The sequence below is a fragment of the Halobacterium yunchengense genome (assembly GCF_037031165.1).
Lineage (GTDB): Archaea > Halobacteriota > Halobacteria > Halobacteriales > Halobacteriaceae > Halobacterium > Halobacterium yunchengense.
Window position 1 is genome coordinate 19131 of the sequence record NZ_JAYEZL010000005.1, and the last position, 17210, is coordinate 36340.

The window sequence follows — 17210 nt, forward strand, 5'->3', positions numbered from 1 at the left end:
CCGACATAAATCCGGCCTCGACTTCCCGGCCGGGGGGAACGGCGCGCGCCGCCCACTCCGAAGTCAAAGGGAGCGAGTCCTGCTGTCTGCCCCGAGGCCCGGGGAACGAGTCCTGCTGTCTGCCCCGAGGCCCGGGGACGAGTCCTGCCGTCCGCCGCGGACTCGCGACGGCCGAGTCAGTTGTGGCGCTGGTAGGCGAGGATGCCGCCGACGGCGCCGAGGACGACCGGGTAGGCGAGGCCGGCGACGGCGACGAGCTGCGGGAAGCTCCCGGGGAACTGCAGGGACACCGCGAGCGCGGGGTCGCCGCTGGCGTCCGCGAACGCCTCGAGGACCGCGGTCAGCGCGGACTGCGCGGCGAGGACGCTGACGGCGTAGCCGACGACCACGCTGGACCCGCGAACGGCGGCGGCCCTCGCGTCGGGGAGGCGGCGGTCGGCCGCGAGTTCTCGGCCCCGCCACAGCAGGACGAAGGCCGGGACGACGTAGTAGGCCTCCCCGGGGAGGGACAGCGACGCGCCGCTGGAGAAGACGGTCTCGACGGAGACGGCGCCGTAGTGGGCGGCGTACGCCCACTCGAGCGCCCCGGCGAGCAGGAGCGGGAACTCCACGCTCCCCCCGGCTTTCGTCACCTCCAGGTAGAGCAGGCCGACCATCGCCGCGTAGGTACCCAGGAAGGCCGCGACGCCCTTCACGAAGCCGTTGATGGGGTCGAAGTACTCGCTCGGTTGGGTACTGCGAACGTCCGCGCGTGGCTGTGACATGGGCTACGATGGCAACCGCCTGCCATAAAGTCGGGGGTGGCGGCGAGCTACTCTCCCGACCCGGCGTCGCCGGTCGCCGCGATGCGGTCCTCGTACTTCGCGAGCGCGGCCTCGAGGGCGGCGTCCGCGTCGTAGTCGAGTTCGTCCGCGAGCGCGAGCAGGCAGAACAGGGCGTCGCCGAGCTCGTCGCGGTCGACGTCCGCGCCGCCGGCGGCCCCGTAGTCGGTGGTCTCGTTGACGTTCTTCGCGAGCTCGCCGACCTCGCTGGCGAGGTCGAGCACGCGGTTGGCCGGCGGCGCGTGGAGGTCGTGGGCGTCGAGGAACGCGGCGACGCGGGCTTGCTGGTCCATGTGCGTGCCTCGACTGCGCCCCCAATCAACCCCGTGGTTTAGGCTATCCAAAAATATTTTTCTCGAATCGTGAACTTCATTTGCCGGACGTCCGTAGTCGGCGCATGGACTTCGCCGCGGCGCTCGCGTTCGTGTTCCTCGCGGGGCTGGTCACCGACCTCGCCACCGGCCTCGGCGCGCTCCCGTTCTTCTTCGTCGACGACGTCAGCGACCGCTGGCGGGTCGCACTCTGGGGGCTCGCCTCGGGCATCATGCTCGCCGCCTCCGGCTTCGGCCTGTTCCGCGAGGGCCTCGCGTACGGCTCCGTCCTCGAGATCGGCGGCGGCGCCGCCGTCGGCGTCCTCCTGGTCCTCGCCGCGCGCCGCGTCGTCGACAACCACGAGTTCGCGCCCCGCGAGATCGCCGAAGCCGACTTCGAGAAGCTCGTGCTCATCGCGGGCGTGCTCACCGTCCACTCGTTCCCCGAGGGCGTCGCCGTCGGCGTCTCCTTCGCCGAGCTCGGCTTCGAGGGCGGTATCCCGATCCTCGGGTTCTCGGTCCCGCTGCTGGCGGTGTTCATGACCGTCGCCATCTCCATCCACAACGTCCCCGAGGGCCTGGCGGTCTCCATCCCGCTCCACGAGCACGGCGCGCGCCGCTGGAAGCTCGTCGGCGTCGCCGTCTTCACCAGCGTCCCCCAGCCCATCGGCGCCGTCCTCGCGTTCGCGTTCGTCCAGCTCGCGCGCCCCCTGCTCCCCATCGGCTTCGGGTTCGCCGGCGGCGCGATGGTCTACCTCGTCCTCTCGGAGTTCATCCCGGAGGCCCGCGAGGTCGGCGACCGCCTCCCGAACGGCGGCCGCCGCGAGCTCTGGACGGGACTGCTCGTCGGCGCGGTCGGCATGGTGCCGCTGCTGTTCGTCGCGTAAGCGATTTGGTCGCGCGCGACGACGCAGGGCCCGTGACCGACCACGGCGACCGCTGGCTGGCCGCCTGGAGTCTCGGCTACGCCACCGTCGGCGCCGCGTCCGTCCTCGTGCCGCTGTACGCCATCGAACTCGGCGCTGGCGCGCTCGTCGTCGCCGTCGTCGGCGCCACCGCCGCGTCCGCCGGCATCCCCGGCGCGCTCCTCTGGGGGCGGCTCGCCGCTCGCAGCGGCCGCTACCGGCCGTTCCTGCTCGCCAGCCTCGCGCTCTCCGCAGCGGCGTTCGCCGCGCTCCCGTTCGCCGACTCGCTGGCCGGCGTCGTCGCCGCGAACGCCGCGCTCCTGTTCGGCGTCTCCGCGGCCGCCCCGGTGCTCGCACTGCTCGTCGTCGCCGGCCACCCGGACAGCGAGTGGGAGCGCCGCGTCGGCGCGCTGAACGCCTGGCAGGGGTACGGCTGGCTCGGCGGCCTCCTCGCCGGCGCCGCGTGGACCGCCGTCGGCACCCGCTACACCTCCGAGCTCGCCGCCCACCGGTGGTTCTTCGCCGCCTCGGCCGCCTCCTGTGCGGTCGCGACGCTGCTCGCGTGGGCCTGGCTGCCCGGCCGCCCGGACGTCTCCTCCGCGCGGTTCGGTCGCGCCGGCGACGCCATCGAGGGACTGCAGCGCGGCGCCGGCCGCGGCCTCCGGCTGTCGCCGTTCTCCGGCCTGCGGTCGTTCTGGGCGCTCCGGCGGCTCGACCCGCGCGTGCTCGCGGCACGCCTGACGCCCCCGCTGGCCGGCTACCTCGCCGCCGCCGCGCTGTTCTTCGCGGGCTTCGCGGCGTTCTTCGGGCCGCTGCCCGCCTACCTGGCCGGCGACCAGGCGCTCGGCAGCGACCGCGTGTTCGCGCTGTTCGTCGTCTCGAGCGCCGCCTCGGCCGCCGCGTACGGCCCCGCCGGCCGCGTCGCCGCGGCGCGGACGCCGCAGTCCGCGCTGACCGCCGCGCTCGCCGTGCGCACCGCGACGTTCCCGGGCGTCGCGTTCGTCGCCGTCCTCGGCGCGCTCGCGTTCCCGGGGTTCGTCGCGGCGTTCGTCGTGCTCGGCCTGACGTGGGCGGTGGTCGCCGTCGCCGGCACCAGCATCGTCGCGCGCCTCGCGCCGCCGGCCATCAGGGGCGACGCGCTCGGCGCGTACGCGGCGCTCGGCGGCCTCGGCACTGCCGCCGGGAGCGTGCTCGGCGGCGCGCTCGCGTCCGCGCACGGCTACGTGGTCGCGTTCGTCGCCGCGAGCGCACTCGTGCTCGCGGGGCTGGCCGTCGCCGCGCTAGCGCCCCAGTCGACGCCCGTCCCGGGGGGCGCGGATGGCCACCGGTCGTGACCGCGCGCAGCGACCGCAGGAGAGCCCAGCGGCCCCGTGGCGGCCCGCCGGTGCGAGACCGCGAAGCGACCTCCCGTAAATACGCCTTATACTGATAATCCGTGCCCTCACCGGCCTCCGGGGACAACGTTCGACCGACGATGACGACCCACCACTCGGCGACCACGGACAGCACGCGCGTCGACCAGACAGAACTGACCCAGTACCTCCCCGCGATGCCGTCGGCGGCCCTGATCGAGTTCGGCCGCCGCGCCGCCAGCGCGCTGAACCAGTACGAGTGAGCGACCGGCCGCCGCGTGGTGCACTCGTGCGTACCAGTATAGGGGCCGGGCCTGTACGGGCGGCGGTCCGAGGCGAGCGTTCACGACGGCGAAGCACACTCTCTCGCGCGCCGAACCTTTGATACGCGGGCGCCGCGAACCCTCCCGCATCGCGCCGGGAACGGAGCGGGACCCATGAGCGACATCACAGCAACCCTCCGGGTCAGTTCGCCGGATCTCGCGTTGACCGCGACCGTCGCCCACGACGACGCCGCGACGGTCCGGCCGGTCTCCGGGAGGGGGACCGTCCCGAACCTCGGCACGCACCTGTTCACCGTCCAGACGGACGATTTCGACCGCTTCGAGGCGGGCCTGGACAGCGACGCGACGATCGACGCCTACGAGCGCGTCCTCGAGGACGACGGCGAGGCCGTCTACAGCTTCGAGTACGCGGCCGGGGCGACCGCGTTCTCGGCCGCGGTCTCGGACGCGAACGGCGTCTCCCTCGACTGGACCAACGAGGACGACGCGTCATGGACGGTGCGCGTCTGGCTCCCCGACAGGGCGGCACTGGCCTCCCTGTGGGAGTACGCGACCGAACGCGGCATCGAGTTCTCCCTCCAGCGAGTGCGCGACGACGCGAGCCCCGCCGAGACCGGCGTCGGGCTGACCGACGACCAGGAGGAGGCGATACTGCTCGCCCTCGAGATGGGGTACTTCGAGGAGCCGCGGGCGGCGACACTCAGGGAGGTCGCGGCCGAACTCGGCATCTCCCAGCCGGCCGCCGGCGGACTCCTCCGCCGGGGAATCAGGCGACTGATCGTCTCGACGGTCGCAGGCGACGGCGACGGCGTCGGCGACGAACGGTGAACCCTACGCGGCGGGCGAACAGCGGCCGCGACGAAGAGTGAAGCGGACGCTGAGGGCGAACAGCGGCCGCGACGAACGGAGAAGAGCACACCGGGGCCGCGCGGGCGCGCCGGTTACAGGACGATGGACTTCTGGCGGACGAACTCGCGGATGGTCTTGTCGATGCCCTCGCGGCCGATGCCGGAGTCCTCGTTGCCGCCGAACGGGATGTCGCCGAGGCCGTGGCTGGGCGCGCCGTTGACGCGGACCGCGCCCGCGTCGATGCGGTCGGCCGTGCGCAGCGCGCGGTCGTAGTCGGCCGTGAACACGCACGCGTCGAGCGCGAGGTCCGAGCCGTTCGCGATCTCGACCGCCTCGCGCTCGTCAGCGAACGTCGTCACGGCGCAGACGGGTCCGAACTGCTCCTCGTCGACGATGCGGGCCTCCCGGGGCACGTCGGCGAGCAGCGTCGGCTCGAAGACGTGGACGCCGTCGCCGTCCTCGTAGCGGTCGCCGCCCGTCACGACGCGCGCGCCGCGGTCGACGGCGTCGTCGACGAGCTCCTGCACCCAGTCGGCCTGCTCGGCGCTGATGAGCGGCCCGAGGTCCGTGTCCTCCTCGAAGAGGTCGCCGAGCACCCACTCGCTCATCCCCGCCTCGATGCGCTCGACGAGGTCGTCGTGGACGGACTCGTGGGCGAGCACGCGCGAGACGGCCGAGCAGCGCTGACCGGCGTACTTCAGCGACCCCTTCGCGGCAGCGGCGGCGGCCTCCTCGAGGTCGGCGTCCTCGAAGACGACGGCGGGCGCGTTCCCGCCGAGCTCCATGTGGAGGTTCACCATCCCGGACTGGGAGGCGACGTGTTTGCCGGCGCCCGAGGACCCGGTCATCGCGATGGCGTTCACGCGGTCGTCCCCCGAGAGCGTGTCGCCGATCTCGCTGGCCTGGCCCGGCACGAAGTTGAACGCGCCGTCCGGCAGACCGACGTCCGCGACGATCTCGGCGAGGATGGCGGCGCTCACGGGCGTCTTGCTCGCGGGCTTCAGCAGCACCGCGTTGCCGGCGGCGAGCGCGGGCGCGACCTGGAGCGCGGTGGTCGCCAGCGGGTAGTTGTACGGCGTGATGCACAGCACCGCGCCGACCGGCTCGGGCTTGACGATGGCCTGCCAGCCCTCGTGGCCGCTCGTTGTGCCCTGGCGGTACTCGCCTTTCAGGTGGCGGATCTCCCCGATCGCGCGCTCGAAGCGCTCGGCGGCGCTCTCGACCTCGCCGCGCGCGCTGGATATCGGTTTGCCGGCCTCGCGGACGACGACCTCGGCGAGTTCCTCCTCGCGCTCGCGCAGGCCGTCGGCGACGGCCTGGAGCCACTCGCAGCGCTGTGGAATCGTCGTCTCGCGGAGCGTCGGCTTCGCCGCCTCCGCGGCGGCGAGCGCGCGCTCGGCGTGTGCTTCGTCCGCCGCGGCCACGTCCGCGAACGTGCCGCCGTCGGCGAGGTCGGTGACGGAGAAGGTGTCCGGGCCCGACACCCACTCGCCGCCGACGTACAGCCGCTCGCGGCGACGCATGGCCTCTTGTCCCATGGCCTCCCCTTCGGACGCCTGCGGTATAGAGTTTACTCACAACTGGATAAAGTCTACCGCCCGGGCGCGGCGCCGCGGCGGCGACCGCTCGCGGGGGTTTTTTGACGGCGCGACTCGCACGTCGGCGCGTGCCAGCGCCGACCGTCGCCGCCTGCCAGACAACCGTCGCCGACCTCGACCCGCACGCGAACCTCGCCACCGTCGGCGAGCGCCTCGCCGCCCTCCCGGAGCGCGTCGACGTCGCGCTGTTCCCCGAGTACGCGCTCACCGGCTTCGTCGCCGACGACCGCGTCCGCGACGCCGCGCTCGCCCGGGACGGGCCCGAGCTCGACCGGCTCGCAGCGTCCGCCAGCGACTACGACACCGCCGTCCTCGCCGGCTACGTCGAGGCCGCGGACGGCGACTACTACAACACCGCCGTCTACGTCGCGCCGGACGGCGACCGCACCCACTACCGCAAGCGGAACCTCTGGGGCGGCGAAGCCGACGTCCTCACCGCCGGCGAGGACGCTGTGACCGTCGACGCGCCCGTCGGCGAGGCCGGCGTCGTCACGTGCTACGACCTGAACTTCGTCGACGTCAGCGCCGAGTTCGCCGAGCGGCGCGTCGACGCGCTGTTCGTCGTCGGCGCGTGGCCTGGCGCGTACAGCGAGAACTGGCGGCTCCTCCTGCGCGCTCGCGCCCTCGACGGCGTCCGGTGGGTCGTCGGCTGCGGCCGCACGGGCGACCGCGACCTCCCGGACAGCGAGCCGGTCACGTACGCCGGCCGGTCGGCGGTCGTCCGGCCGGACGGCACGGTCAGTCACGCGCTCGACCGCGACGAGCGCAGCCTCGTCGCCGACCTCGACCCCGAGATCCTGGAGGAGCAGCGCTCGTTCGTCCCCGTGTTCGCGGACGAGTGAGCCCGCTTCGGGCGCGACCCTCGCCTACAGCGCGTCGAGCTCGCTGGCGCGCTCGTGGACGGCCGACGACGCACACCCGGCGGGCGTCTTCAGCGCCTTCATCCCGATGGGCGTCCCCGCGCGCTTCCCCGCGACGCGGAGCGCGGCCGCCGCCCACGCGGCCGGCGCCTCGTCGACGTCGCGGCCGTCAGCGGCGACCGCGAGCAGCTCCTTCGCGCTCGAGGCCACGTACGACGACGCCGGCAGGTACTCGCAGTACCAGTCCACCGCCTCCTCGGCCGTCGCCGGCGGCGGGTTCCGCTCGCGCAGCACCTCGCGTTGCTCCTGGTACCGGTTCCGGATGGTGACGTGCGTGACGTCCGCGAGGTCCGTGAGCGTGTCCTGGCGGACGGGCAGGTCCGCCTCCACGGCCGCGTTGTAGATGGCCGCCGCCGCCCAGCCGCTCGGGGACTTCCCGCCGGCGATGCCGGCGTCCTCGCAGTACGCGACGACGTCGCGGGCGCGCTCGGCGACCGACTCGGGGAGGCCGAGCTCCTCGGCGTACCGGTCGACGTACTGCGTGGCGTCCGCGAACCCCGAGAGGTCGATGCCGAGCTCGTTCGTCACCGCCTTCGCGCGCCGCAGCAACTGCGTGCGGTCGACGCCGGTCGCCTCCACCACCTCGTCGACGGTCCGCGGGACGCGCTCGACCTTGCAGGCGACGTAGAGGCACGCCGCCGCGGCCGTCGAGACGTCGTGGCCGTGCGTCGGCCGCTGGTCCCGGTGTCGCCGGTACACCGCCGCGGCCGTCTCCGTCGTCGCTGCCGGGACGCCGAGCTCCCGGGCGGCGTCCTCGATCAGGTCGAGCGCCTCGACGACCGTGCGCGACTCGACGCTCGTCTCGTCCGTCGTCATCTACTCGTCCCCGAGTGTGGGATGCGGGGACAAATAACTCGGGGTTCGGTATCTCCGCACGCGTCCTCCCGTTCCGGTCCGGCGAGCCCCATTCCGTGCTGTCGGTCGCACTCCGACGAGCCCCACTACGCGCTGCCGGCCGTCGCGGCCGCGGTCCCGTCGCCGGTGCTCGCGACAGTCGTGGCCGTCGTGTCGGCGTCCACCGCGAGTTCGAGTGCGGTCTCCGCGCTGTCGGCCGCCGTCGATGCCGACTCGAGGGCGGCCGCCGCGTGCTCGCTGGCGGCCGCCTCGTCGCCCTCGTCGAGCGCCGCCCGCGCGGCGGCCAGCGAGGCCGCTGCGTCGGCGAGTTCGGCGTCCGCGGTCGCCAGCGCGGTCGCCGCCTCCGCGTCGGTCTCGCTCACCTCGTCGTCGGCGCGCTCGACGTCGTCGCGAGCGCCATCGACCGCCGCCTCGGCGCGGTCGACGGCGGCAGCCGCGTCGCCGTCCGCAGTGGCGTTCTCGTCCGCTTTCTCGCCGTCGGTACCACCGAGGGCGACGTCGACGCCGGCGACGGTGCGCGCCGTCGCTGCGACCTCCGGGCCGCTCGCGTTCGCCGCGTGCTGCCGCAGCGTCCGGATGCGGTCGACGCTCACGCCCGCCGCGTCGAGCGCGTCCGCCGGGAGCCCGCTGGACGCGTCCGCCGCGCTGTCCGCGAGCCGCTGGACGGAGCGTGCTTCGGCGTTCAGCGACGCCATCCGCGCGGCGAACGCGCCACCGCTCAGGGAGCCGTTCCGGTGCGCCTCGCGGAGGCTGTCGCGGCGCTCCCGGAGCTCCGCGAGCCGGTCCCGGAGGTCCGTCGTGGTCGCCGCGACCACCGCCGCCTTCGCGTCGCTCGAGGCCGCGTTCGCGACGCGGACGCCGAACGCGCGCCGCTGGACCTCGCCGTCCAGTTCAGCCCGCTGGACGCCCACGACGCCGCTCAACCGGGCGCCGGGCGGGACCGAGGAGTTGTTGGTCGCCTCCTCGGACCGGTCGCCTGTCGCCGCCGTCGAGTGGCCGTCGGTCGCTGCCGCCGAGTGGCCGTCCGTCGCGCCACCGGTCTGGCTCGCCGCACCGCTGGACTGGCTCGCCGCTCCGTCCTCTGCGAGCGACGCCGTTCCACCGACGTCCGCCCCGACGGAGGCGGCGGCCCCGAACGGGACCACGGCCGCCGCGAGGACGACGAGTGCCGCGACGCCGAGCGTGGTGTGCCTCATGACGGGCGTCGCTACCGGCCGCGGACGCATAAACGGTCCACGCTCTCACGGCCGATTAAGCACAGTTAACACGATTTCTAGGCGGATTACGGCGGTCTCGGCGGCTGTTCCCCGAACTGCAGCGCTCCGGCGCAGAGCGACGGGGCCTGGGCGGGCGACGCGCCGGCGCTCGCAGCGGCACGCGCCGGTAGCGACGCTCCGGGACGCGCGGTCGGGGCACCGACGCTCCGGGACGCGCGGTCGGGGCACCGACGCTCCGGGACGCGCGGTCGGGGCACCGACGCTCCGGGACGCTCGGCCGGCGCAACGACTTTCCCGGGGTTGGGCGTACGCGCGTCCGTGAACGTCACGAACGTCCTCCCGAAGGACGCCATCCCGAGCATCGACGACCCCGAGTTCGGGGTCGACTACCTCGGCGACGCGGACGACGACGCCGTCGTCCTCGGCGACGACCCGCCGAAGGCGTACCCGGTCCGGGTCCTGAACTTCCACGAGATCGTCAACGGCGTCGTCGACGGAACGCCGGTCGCGGTGACGTGGTGTCCGCTCTGCGGGAGCGCGGTGGCCTACGAGCGCCGCGTCGACGGCCGGACGCTCGAGTTCGGCGTCTCCGGGAAGCTCGCGGACGACGACCTCGTGATGTACGACCGCGAGACCGGCAGCGAGTGGAAGCAGTCCCTCGGCGCGTGCATCGCCGGCGAACTCGAGGGCGCCGAGCTCACCGTCCTCCCGGCGAGCGTGACGAGCGTCGGCGCGTTCCGCGACCGCCACCCGGACGGCGTCGTCCTCCAGCCCGCGGACGCGGAGAGCGAGGCCGCCAGCGACACCGACGACCCGGCGCCCGTCGACTACGGGGACGACCCCTACGAGTCGTACTTCGACCGCGAGGGCTTCGGGCTGGCGGCACACCGCGGCGTCGACGGCGGCCGCTCGTGGGACCGCGGCGACGACCTGGACGCGAAGACGGTCGTGCTGGGCCTCGAACGCGGCGGCGACGCGCTCGGTTTCCCCGTCTCGCGGGTCGCCGACGCCGGCGGGGTCGCGACCGCCGCCGTCGGCGGCGAGCCCGCCGTGGTGTTCGCCACGGCGGACGGCGTCCACGCGTTCGCGGACCCTGGCTACGAGTTCGCGCCGACCGAGGACGGCTTCGAGGCCGACGGCGCGACGTGGAACGGTGCGACCGGCGAGAGCGCCGACGGCCGCAGCCTCGAGCGCCTGCCCGCGCGCCGCCTGTTCGCGTTCGCGTGGCAGGACGACCACGGCGCGGACGCCTTCTGGTCGCCGTAACCCCGGTCGCCCCCTCGGCCACGTGGTTTTACCCAGCGCGACGCCGTACCCTCGAGTATGCCCGAGACGTACGTCGACACCGAGGTCGAGGTCGAAGTGGACTCAACCGAACTCGAGGTCGAGGCCGGCGACGAGGACGAGTTCGAGGCGGAACTGGAAGCGCCCGGGCTCACCATCGAGGTCGAGGCCGAGATCGCCGTGGCCGAGGGCGACGACGATGCGGACTCAGACGAGGACGAGGAGCGCTACGAGGCCGACGAGGACGACGAACGCCACGAACCCGACGAGAACGAGGAGAACCACGAGACCGGAGACGACGGGGAGCGCCACGAGACCGGAGCCGACGACGCGTCCGGGGGCGGCGAGTACGCGGACCCGGAAGCCGAGGGGATGGAGGCGGCACCGGACGCGGACGAGGTCGGCGACCTCGACGAGTCTGCCCTCGAGGACTAGAGCTCCAGCCAGCGCGTGGAAAGCGACTCGTCGGGGAGGTGCCAGCGCTGGCGCGGGTCGTCGTCGCCGGCGACCTCCACGACCGCGTCGAACTGCGAGAGCACGCCCTCGACGGCGATGCCGGGGACGTGCGTTCCGACGTGCACGTGCGCGATGCCGTCCGCGTCCGTCACTGCGGCGCGCAGCGACTTCGTGAACTCGAGGACGGACAGCAGGTCGTCGGCGGCGAGCAGTTCGCCGAGGGCGTCCACGCAGACGCGCAACTGTCCGGCGTCGTAGCCGTCGCGTGGCGCGAGCGCGTCGACCTCCGACTCGACCGTCGCCGCGAGGGTCTCGAGGTCGCCGCGGACGGTGGTCGTCGGCACGTCCGGGTCGCCGGTGCCGGCCGCGGCGACGGCGCCCCGCGCCGCGGTGCGGTAGCCGACGACGCGCCGGTCGCCGCTAGCGCGGTCGGTCGCCCGGACGCCGGGGTGGCCCTGGCCGGTGCCGTCCGTCGAGACGAACAGGCGGCGCCGGTCGACTGCTGGGTCGTCGCCGAGCAGTCGCCGACACCCGGCGTGGCTGGCGTCGTCGTCTGCCGACTCGAGGACGAGGAGCACGCAGCCGTCGCGCTCGAGGTCCGCGAGCGCGTCGGTGAACGTCTCGGGGTCGTCCACCCAGCCCCGCTCGTGGGAAACGTCTGACATTGCTACGTCGACCCACAGGCACCGAGGTGATAAATATTCTGGAAGAACGCCGCTTGATAAACTCCCGCCGCGAGTGCACAGAGCCGGCAAGCACCCCCTGGTCCGGGCGGCATAAGCCCCGGCGGCGGGTAGGCTCCGGGGATGACCACCGACGTGTTCTCGCCGCTCGAGGTGCGGTCGACGACCGCGCGGAACCGCATCGCCGTCTCCCCGATGTGCCAGTACTCCTGCGACGACCGGGACGGCCTCCCGACCGACTGGCACCGCGTCCACCTCGGGTCCCGCGCCGTCGGCGGCGCCGGCGTCGTGCTGACCGAGGCCACCGCGGTCGAACCGCGCGGCCGCATCACGCCAGAGGACCTCGGCATCTGGAGCGACGACCACCGCGACGCGCTCGCGCCCATCGCGGAGTTCGTGAAGGCCCAGGGCGCGACGCCTGGCATCCAGCTCGCGCACGCCGGCCGGAAGGCCTCCAAGACCCGCCCCTGGGAGGGCAGCGAGCCGCTCCAGCCCGACGAGGGCGGCTGGGAGACCGTCGCGCCGAGCGCCGTCCCCTACCCCTACGAGGGCGACCCGCCGGCCACGAGGCGCCTCGACCGGGACGGCGTCGCCGCGGTCGTCGAGTCGTTCCGCGAGGGCGCCCGGCGCGCCCGCGAGGCCGGCTTCGAGATCGCCGAGGTGCACGCCGCGCACGGCTACCTCCTCCACGAGTTCCTCTCCCCGGTCGCGAACCGCCGCGAGGACGAGTACGGCGGCAGCTTCGAGAACCGGACGCGGCTCGTCCGGGAGGTCACCGAGGCCGCCCGCGGGGAGATGGGCGACCGCGCGGTGTTCGTCCGCATCTCCGCGACCGACTGGCTCGACGACCGCGACGCCTGGACCGTCGACCAGTCGGTCCGCCTCGCGGACGCGCTCCACGACGCCGGCGCGGACCTCGTCGACGTCTCCTCCGGCGGCATCCACCCCGACCAGGACGTCGAGTGGGTCGGCCCGAACTACCAGCTCCGGTTCGCCGAACGCATCCGGGCCGAACGCGAGACGGACGTCGGCGTCGGCACCGTCGGCGGCATCACCACCGCCCAGCAGGCCGACGCAGTCGTGCGGAACGGCCGCGCGGACCTCGCGCTCGTCGGCCGCGAGTTCCTCCGCGACCCCTACTTCCCGCTGCACGCGGCGCGGGAACTCGGCCGCGAGGACGCCGTCGACGTCCCCGTCCAGTACGACCGCGCGTTCTGAGCGGCCGACCGCGGCACTCGTTCGCACTGCCCCGACAGCTTCAAGCGCGTCTCCGTGCGTCGTCTTCGTATGCCCGAGTTCCGTCCCGTCCCCGACGAGGACCTCGACGCCTTCCGCCGGATCGTCCGGTACGCGTTCCGGGCCGACCGCGGCCCACGGGACGACGCTGACGACGATGGCCTCCCGCCGGGCGCCGAGATAGGCGACCGGTACGGCCGCTACGACGGCGACGAACTGGTCGCCACCTGCAAGCACATCGACTTCCGGACGCGCCTGCGCGGCGACGTCCACGACCTCCACGGCCTCTCCGTGGTCGCGAGCCCGCCGGAACACCGCCGCCGGGGGCACGTCGGCGCGCTCCTCGCCGACAGCCTCGCGCAGTCCCGCGGCGAGGGCGTCCACCTCTCCGCGCTCTGGCCGTTCAAGCGGTCGTTCTACGCGAAGTACGGCTGGGCGACCGGCACGCGCGCGGTCCGCCACGAACTCGACGTCGAGGCGCTGTCGTTCGCGCCGCCCTACGACGGCGAGTTCGTCCGCCTCGACGAGGACGACTGGGAGCGCGTGGACGCCGTCCACGACGCCCACGGCGCCCGCTACGAGCTCACGATGGACCGCACCGAGGAGTGGTGGCGCAAGCGGGTGTTCGCCGGCTGGGACGACGACCCCTACGTCTACGGCTTCGAGCGCGGCGGCGACCTCGCCGCCTACCTCACGTACGACGTCCGCGACGACGACGAGCCGGCGCTGCGCGTGATGGACTGGGCGTGCGTCGACCACGACGCCCGGCTCGCCGTCCTCCGGTTCGTCGCCGACCACGACTCGCAGGTCGAGACGGCGAGCGTCTGGACCTCGCCCACCGAGGACCTCCTCGACCTCGCGCCGGACGGCGCCGACGGCGTCGACGCGACCCTCCGCCTCGGGCCGATGGTCCGCCTCGTCGACGTCGCCGACGCGCTCGAAGCGCTCTCGTACCCGGAAGAGGTGACGCTCGACGCCGTGTTCGACGTCTCCGACCCGCTCGCCGACTGGAACGACGACGCCTTCCGCGTCACCGTCTCCGGCGGCACCGCGTCAGTCGAGCGCGCCGACCGAGAGGCGGACGTCGCGCTCGGCGTCGGCGCGCTCTCCCAGCTGTCCGTCGGGTACCGGAGCGCCAGCGAACTCGAGGCCGTCGGCGACGTCGACGCCGACCCGGGCGTCGTCGACGCGCTCGACGACGCGTTCCCGGAACGACAGCCGTTCCTCCGCGAGGGGTTCTGACGCGGAGCCGAACGTTCAAGAGCGAGGCCGGGAGCAACCGCCGGCGTGACCTGACCGCCGACCGCGGGGGACGCAGGCGCACCGGACGACCGGGCCCACCGCGAGCGCCGCCCCGGAGCACAGCACACCCCCGCGGACCGCCGACCGCTGTCTGCACGCTCCTGCCATCCGGAGCCGCGCCGCGCCGCGAGCGCCCGCCTACACCGGCTCGAACCGGAAGCCGTCCCAGTCCTGGCTGTCGGGTTCGCGGATGCCGGCGCCCGGTTCGCGGAGCTGTTCGCAGTACACCGGCTCGACCTCGCTGCCGATCTCGACGCCGTCGGCCGTCGCGAGCTGGCCGAGCGCCCGCACGGCCTCCCCGCCGACGTCGAACTCCACGATGGCGAGGTGGTTCGGCTCGCGGACGCCCGGCGGCGTCGCCGTCGACGTCGTCCACGTCACGACCTCGCCGGTGCGGTCCGCGAGGTCGACGGTTCCGGTCTGTGCCTCCCCGCAGTCCGGACACCGCGTGTGTCCCGGGTAGGTGACGTGGCCGTTCGGACAGCGGTGCGCGTCGAAACTCGGAGTGTCGTCGGTCATGGCTGTTCGAGGATGGTGGTGGTGACGCAGTTCCCGAACCCGCCGACGTTGCACGCCAGCCCGACGCTGGCGTCGACCTGGCGGGCGCCCGCGTCGCCGAGCAACTGCTGGTAGATCTCGTAGACCTGTGCGACGCCGCTCGCGCCGAGCGGGTGGCCCTTCGACTTCAGTCCGCCCGAGGTGTTGATCGGGAGGTCGCCGTCGCGGTCGGTGACGCCGTCCTCGACGGCCTTCCAGCCCTCGCCCTTCTCGAAGAACCCGAGGTCCTCGCTCTGCAGGAACTCCAGGATGGTGAACATGTCGTGGAGTTCGGCGACGTCGACGTCCCCGGGGTCGCGGTCGGCCATCTCGTAGGCGTCACGCGAGGACTCGACGACGCCGCCCATCGTCGTCGGGTCCTCGCGCTCGTGGACGACGTGGGTGTCCGTCGCGCCGCCGACGCCGGACACCACGACGTAGTCGTCGGTGTACGAGTCGGCGACCGACTCCGGGCAGAACACGAGCGCCGCGCTGCCGTCCGTGATCGGGCAGAAGTCGTAGAGGCGCAGGGGGTCGGCGACGACCGGGGACTCGAGGACCGTCTCCAGGTCGACCTCCTTCCGGAACTGCGCGTGGGGGTTGTCGACGCCGTTCCGGTGGTTCTTCACCGCGACCCTCCCGAGGCTCTCCCGCGGCGCGTCGTACGCCTCGAGGTACTTGCGCGCGGTCAGCCCCGCGAAACTCGGGAGCGTGACGCCGTGCTTGTACTCCACGGGGTGGGTGAGGCTGGCGATGACGTCCGTCGCCTCGCCGGTCGTCCGGTGGGTCATCTTCTCGCCGCCGACGAGCAGGGTCAGGTCGCTGGCGCCGGAGGCGACCGACTGCCAGGCGGCGTACACGCCGGCGCCGCCGGACGCGCTGGTCTGGTCGACGCGCTGGGTGTACGCCGGCAGCGCGTCGAGGTCGTGAGCGAGCGCGTTCGGGACGCCGGTCTGTCCCTCGAACTCGCCGCTGGCCATGTTCGAGACGTAGAGGTGGTCGACGTCGCCGCCCGGGACGCCCGCGTCGTCGAGCGCGGCGTCGCCGGCCTCCGCCAGCAACTCCCGCACCCAGGCGTCGCGGTCGCCGAACTGCGTCATCGACGCACCGACGATTGCTACGCGGTCCATACGCCACGCTCGCACAGCGGGACCTTATCCCTTTCACCATCGGCAGCGGGCCGCGCCGTCAGTCCTCGACGACGAGGACGCGCAGGTCGTTGACGTTCGTCCCTGTGGGACCGGTCTCGACGAGCGCGTTCCGGCCGTCGAGGTAGCCGGTGGCGTCCCGGGCGGCGAGCGCGCGGCGCACCGCAGCGGGGTCGTTGGCGGTGTTCGCGTCGACGACGGCGCCCGCGTAGTCGGTCGGCCCGTCGACGCCGTCCGTGTCCACGCACGCGAACGCGGCGTCCCCTGGCAGTGAGGGCGCGGCGGCCAGCGCGCACGTCTGGTTCGGGCCGCCGACGCCGTCCGCGTCCCCCACCGACACGGTGAGCTCGCCGCCGGAGACGACGACGGCCGGCGGCTCGAGGGGGTTCCCGGTCTGGCGGATTTCGGCGGCGACCGCGGCGTGCGTCCGGCCGGCGGCCGCCGCGTCGCCCTCGACGCGGCCGGACAGCAGCGTCGCCTCGTAGCCGCGCTGTCGGGCGGTCTCGACGGCTGCCGCGAGCGCCGTGTGGCCGTCCGCGAGGACGTGTGCGGCGGCGCGCGCGAACGCCGGGTGGTCGGCGCCCGGGGTCTCCGGGCGGTCGCCGCGCGCGCCGGCTGCGAGGTGGTCGCGGACCGCGCCCGGGGCGTCCAAACCGTAGTCGCCGAGGACGGCGAGCGCGTCCGCGTACGTCGTCTCGTCCGGGACGGTCGGGCCGCTCGCGACTACGGAGAGGTCGTTGCCGACCACGTCGCTGACCGCGAGCGTGGCGATAGTCGCGGGCGCGAGCGCGGCGGCGAGCCGGCCGCCCTTCACGGCCGAACAGTGCTTCCGGACGGCGTTGACGGCCTGGATTGGGGCGCCCGAGTCGAGGAGCGCGTCGGTGACCCGGCGCAGGTCGTCCAGCGAGAGGTCGCCGGCGGGCGCCGGCAGCACGGCGCTGCCGCCGCCGGTGAGGACCACGAGCGCGAGCGTCTCCGACCCGCAGTCGCGCGCGGCGGCGAGCAGTCGCCGCGTCGCGTCGACGCCCCGCGCGGACGGAATCGGGTGGTCGCTCTCCAGGACCTCGACGCCCGGCACGGCGACCGGGTCGTCGGTCACGACGACGCCGCCGTCGAGGCGGTCGCCGAGCACTGCCGCGAGTTCGGCGGCGACGTGCGCCGCGGCGTTTCCGGCGCCGAACGCGACCACGCGGTCGTGGGACGCGAGGTCGTAGGCGGCGTCCACGACGTGCAGCGTGTCGCCGTCCCTGGCGACCGCGTCCGGCACGAACTCGGCGGGAGTCGCCGCCTCGACGCCCGCTTCGACGCAGGACAGCGCGGTCTCGCGAGCGGGCGTGTCGGCGAGCGCGTCGCGGGCTGCCACGTCGACCATGCCGACGCAGACGGGCGGCGGCGACAAAACCGCACGGGTCGGGACAGGCGGGGAGTCGCCGGGCCGTCTGGAAGCCAAAC

General features: G+C 73.9%; 17 protein-coding genes and 1 pseudogene. 9 read left to right on the plus strand and 9 right to left on the minus strand.

Annotated elements, in window-relative coordinates:
- Positions 1–176: 176 nt before the first annotated feature.
- Positions 177–764 carry a DUF7978 family protein gene (locus tag U5911_RS13930; RefSeq protein ID WP_336037663.1) on the minus strand — a complete coding sequence of 196 codons (588 nt, stop codon included), beginning with the start codon at positions 762–764 and terminating at the stop codon, positions 177–179.
- Positions 765–811: 47 nt separating this feature from the next.
- On the minus strand, positions 812–1114 hold the full coding sequence (locus tag U5911_RS13935; protein WP_336037664.1) for a MazG-like family protein: 303 nt from the start codon (positions 1112–1114) through the stop codon (positions 812–814).
- A 104-nt stretch (positions 1115–1218) separates the two neighbouring features.
- On the opposite strand from U5911_RS13935, the gene U5911_RS13940 reads away from it, so the two are divergent.
- The 4 genes from U5911_RS13940 to U5911_RS13955 all read left to right on the plus strand — a co-directional run bounded on the left by U5911_RS13940 (position 1219) and on the right by U5911_RS13955 (position 4501).
- The gene (locus tag U5911_RS13940; protein ID WP_336037665.1) at positions 1219–2019 is read left to right on the plus strand and encodes a ZIP family metal transporter; all 801 of its coding nucleotides are present in this window, start codon (positions 1219–1221) and stop codon (positions 2017–2019) included.
- 32 nt (positions 2020–2051) lie between these two features.
- Positions 2052–3371 carry an MFS transporter gene (locus tag U5911_RS13945; protein ID WP_336037666.1) on the plus strand — a complete coding sequence of 440 codons (1320 nt, stop codon included), beginning with the start codon at positions 2052–2054 and terminating at the stop codon, positions 3369–3371.
- Positions 3372–3511: 140 nt separating this feature from the next.
- Positions 3512–3652: a hypothetical protein gene (locus U5911_RS13950; RefSeq protein WP_336037667.1), complete on the plus strand. Its 141-nt coding sequence runs from the start codon at positions 3512–3514 to the stop codon at positions 3650–3652.
- Positions 3653–3826: 174 nt separating this feature from the next.
- Complete coding sequence (locus U5911_RS13955) at positions 3827–4501, plus strand: helix-turn-helix domain-containing protein (RefSeq protein ID WP_336037668.1); 675 nt, start codon at positions 3827–3829, stop codon at positions 4499–4501.
- A gap of 113 nt (positions 4502–4614) precedes the next feature.
- On the opposite strand, the gene U5911_RS13960 is transcribed toward U5911_RS13955, so the two are convergent.
- Positions 4615–6060 (minus strand): aldehyde dehydrogenase family protein, encoded by a 1446-nt coding sequence (locus tag U5911_RS13960; RefSeq protein WP_336037669.1) that lies wholly within the window; start codon positions 6058–6060, stop codon positions 4615–4617.
- Positions 6061–6188: 128 nt separating this feature from the next.
- Between U5911_RS13960 and U5911_RS13965 the strand changes: the two genes are divergently transcribed.
- A complete protein-coding gene (locus tag U5911_RS13965; RefSeq protein ID WP_336037670.1) occupies positions 6189–6962 on the plus strand; it encodes a carbon-nitrogen hydrolase family protein in 774 nt (257 codons plus the stop codon).
- Between the two features lie 24 nt (positions 6963–6986).
- On the opposite strand, the gene U5911_RS13970 is transcribed toward U5911_RS13965, so the two are convergent.
- Both U5911_RS13970 and U5911_RS13975 read right to left on the minus strand, forming a co-directional pair.
- Positions 6987–7856, minus strand: a complete 870-nt coding sequence (locus U5911_RS13970) for a transcription initiation factor IIB family protein (protein ID WP_336037671.1) — start codon at positions 7854–7856, stop codon at positions 6987–6989.
- 125 nt (positions 7857–7981) lie between these two features.
- The gene (locus tag U5911_RS13975) at positions 7982–9091 is read right to left on the minus strand and encodes a hypothetical protein (protein WP_336037672.1); all 1110 of its coding nucleotides are present in this window, start codon (positions 9089–9091) and stop codon (positions 7982–7984) included.
- Positions 9092–9430: 339 nt separating this feature from the next.
- Here U5911_RS13975 and U5911_RS13980 point away from each other — a divergent pair, with 339 nt between their 5' ends.
- Together U5911_RS13980 and U5911_RS16825 are read left to right on the plus strand one after the other, a co-directional pair.
- The gene (locus tag U5911_RS13980) at positions 9431–10378 is read left to right on the plus strand and encodes a DUF3179 domain-containing protein (RefSeq protein ID WP_336037673.1); all 948 of its coding nucleotides are present in this window, start codon (positions 9431–9433) and stop codon (positions 10376–10378) included.
- 57 nt (positions 10379–10435) lie between these two features.
- Positions 10436–10642 (plus strand): annotated as a pseudogene (locus U5911_RS16825) (hypothetical protein); the annotation flags it as partial.
- A 185-nt stretch (positions 10643–10827) separates the two neighbouring features.
- On the opposite strand, the gene U5911_RS13990 reads toward U5911_RS16825, so the two are convergent.
- Positions 10828–11517 carry a DUF7504 family protein gene (locus U5911_RS13990; protein WP_336037675.1) on the minus strand — a complete coding sequence of 230 codons (690 nt, stop codon included), beginning with the start codon at positions 11515–11517 and terminating at the stop codon, positions 10828–10830.
- A 141-nt stretch (positions 11518–11658) separates the two neighbouring features.
- Between U5911_RS13990 and U5911_RS13995 the strand changes: the two genes are divergently transcribed.
- Positions 11659–12753, plus strand: coding sequence for an NADH:flavin oxidoreductase/NADH oxidase (locus tag U5911_RS13995; RefSeq protein WP_336037676.1), 1095 nt, complete (start codon positions 11659–11661; stop codon positions 12751–12753).
- A 69-nt stretch (positions 12754–12822) separates the two neighbouring features.
- Positions 12823–14013, plus strand: coding sequence for a GNAT family N-acetyltransferase (locus tag U5911_RS14000; protein ID WP_336037677.1), 1191 nt, complete (start codon positions 12823–12825; stop codon positions 14011–14013).
- 198 nt (positions 14014–14211) lie between these two features.
- Here the strand turns inward: U5911_RS14000 and U5911_RS14005 are convergent, their stop codons facing one another.
- The 3 genes from U5911_RS14005 to U5911_RS14015 are packed head-to-tail and all read right to left on the minus strand — an operon-like array spanning position 14212 to position 17130.
- On the minus strand, positions 14212–14592 hold the full coding sequence (locus U5911_RS14005; RefSeq protein ID WP_336037678.1) for a Zn-ribbon domain-containing OB-fold protein: 381 nt from the start codon (positions 14590–14592) through the stop codon (positions 14212–14214).
- Positions 14589–15740, minus strand: coding sequence for a thiolase family protein (locus U5911_RS14010; protein WP_336037679.1), 1152 nt, complete (start codon positions 15738–15740; stop codon positions 14589–14591). Before U5911_RS14010 ends, U5911_RS14005 begins: the two co-directional genes overlap by 4 nt.
- A gap of 58 nt (positions 15741–15798) precedes the next feature.
- Complete coding sequence (locus U5911_RS14015) at positions 15799–17130, minus strand: glycerate kinase type-2 family protein (RefSeq protein ID WP_336037680.1); 1332 nt, start codon at positions 17128–17130, stop codon at positions 15799–15801.
- Between the last annotated feature and the right edge of the window lie 80 nt (positions 17131–17210).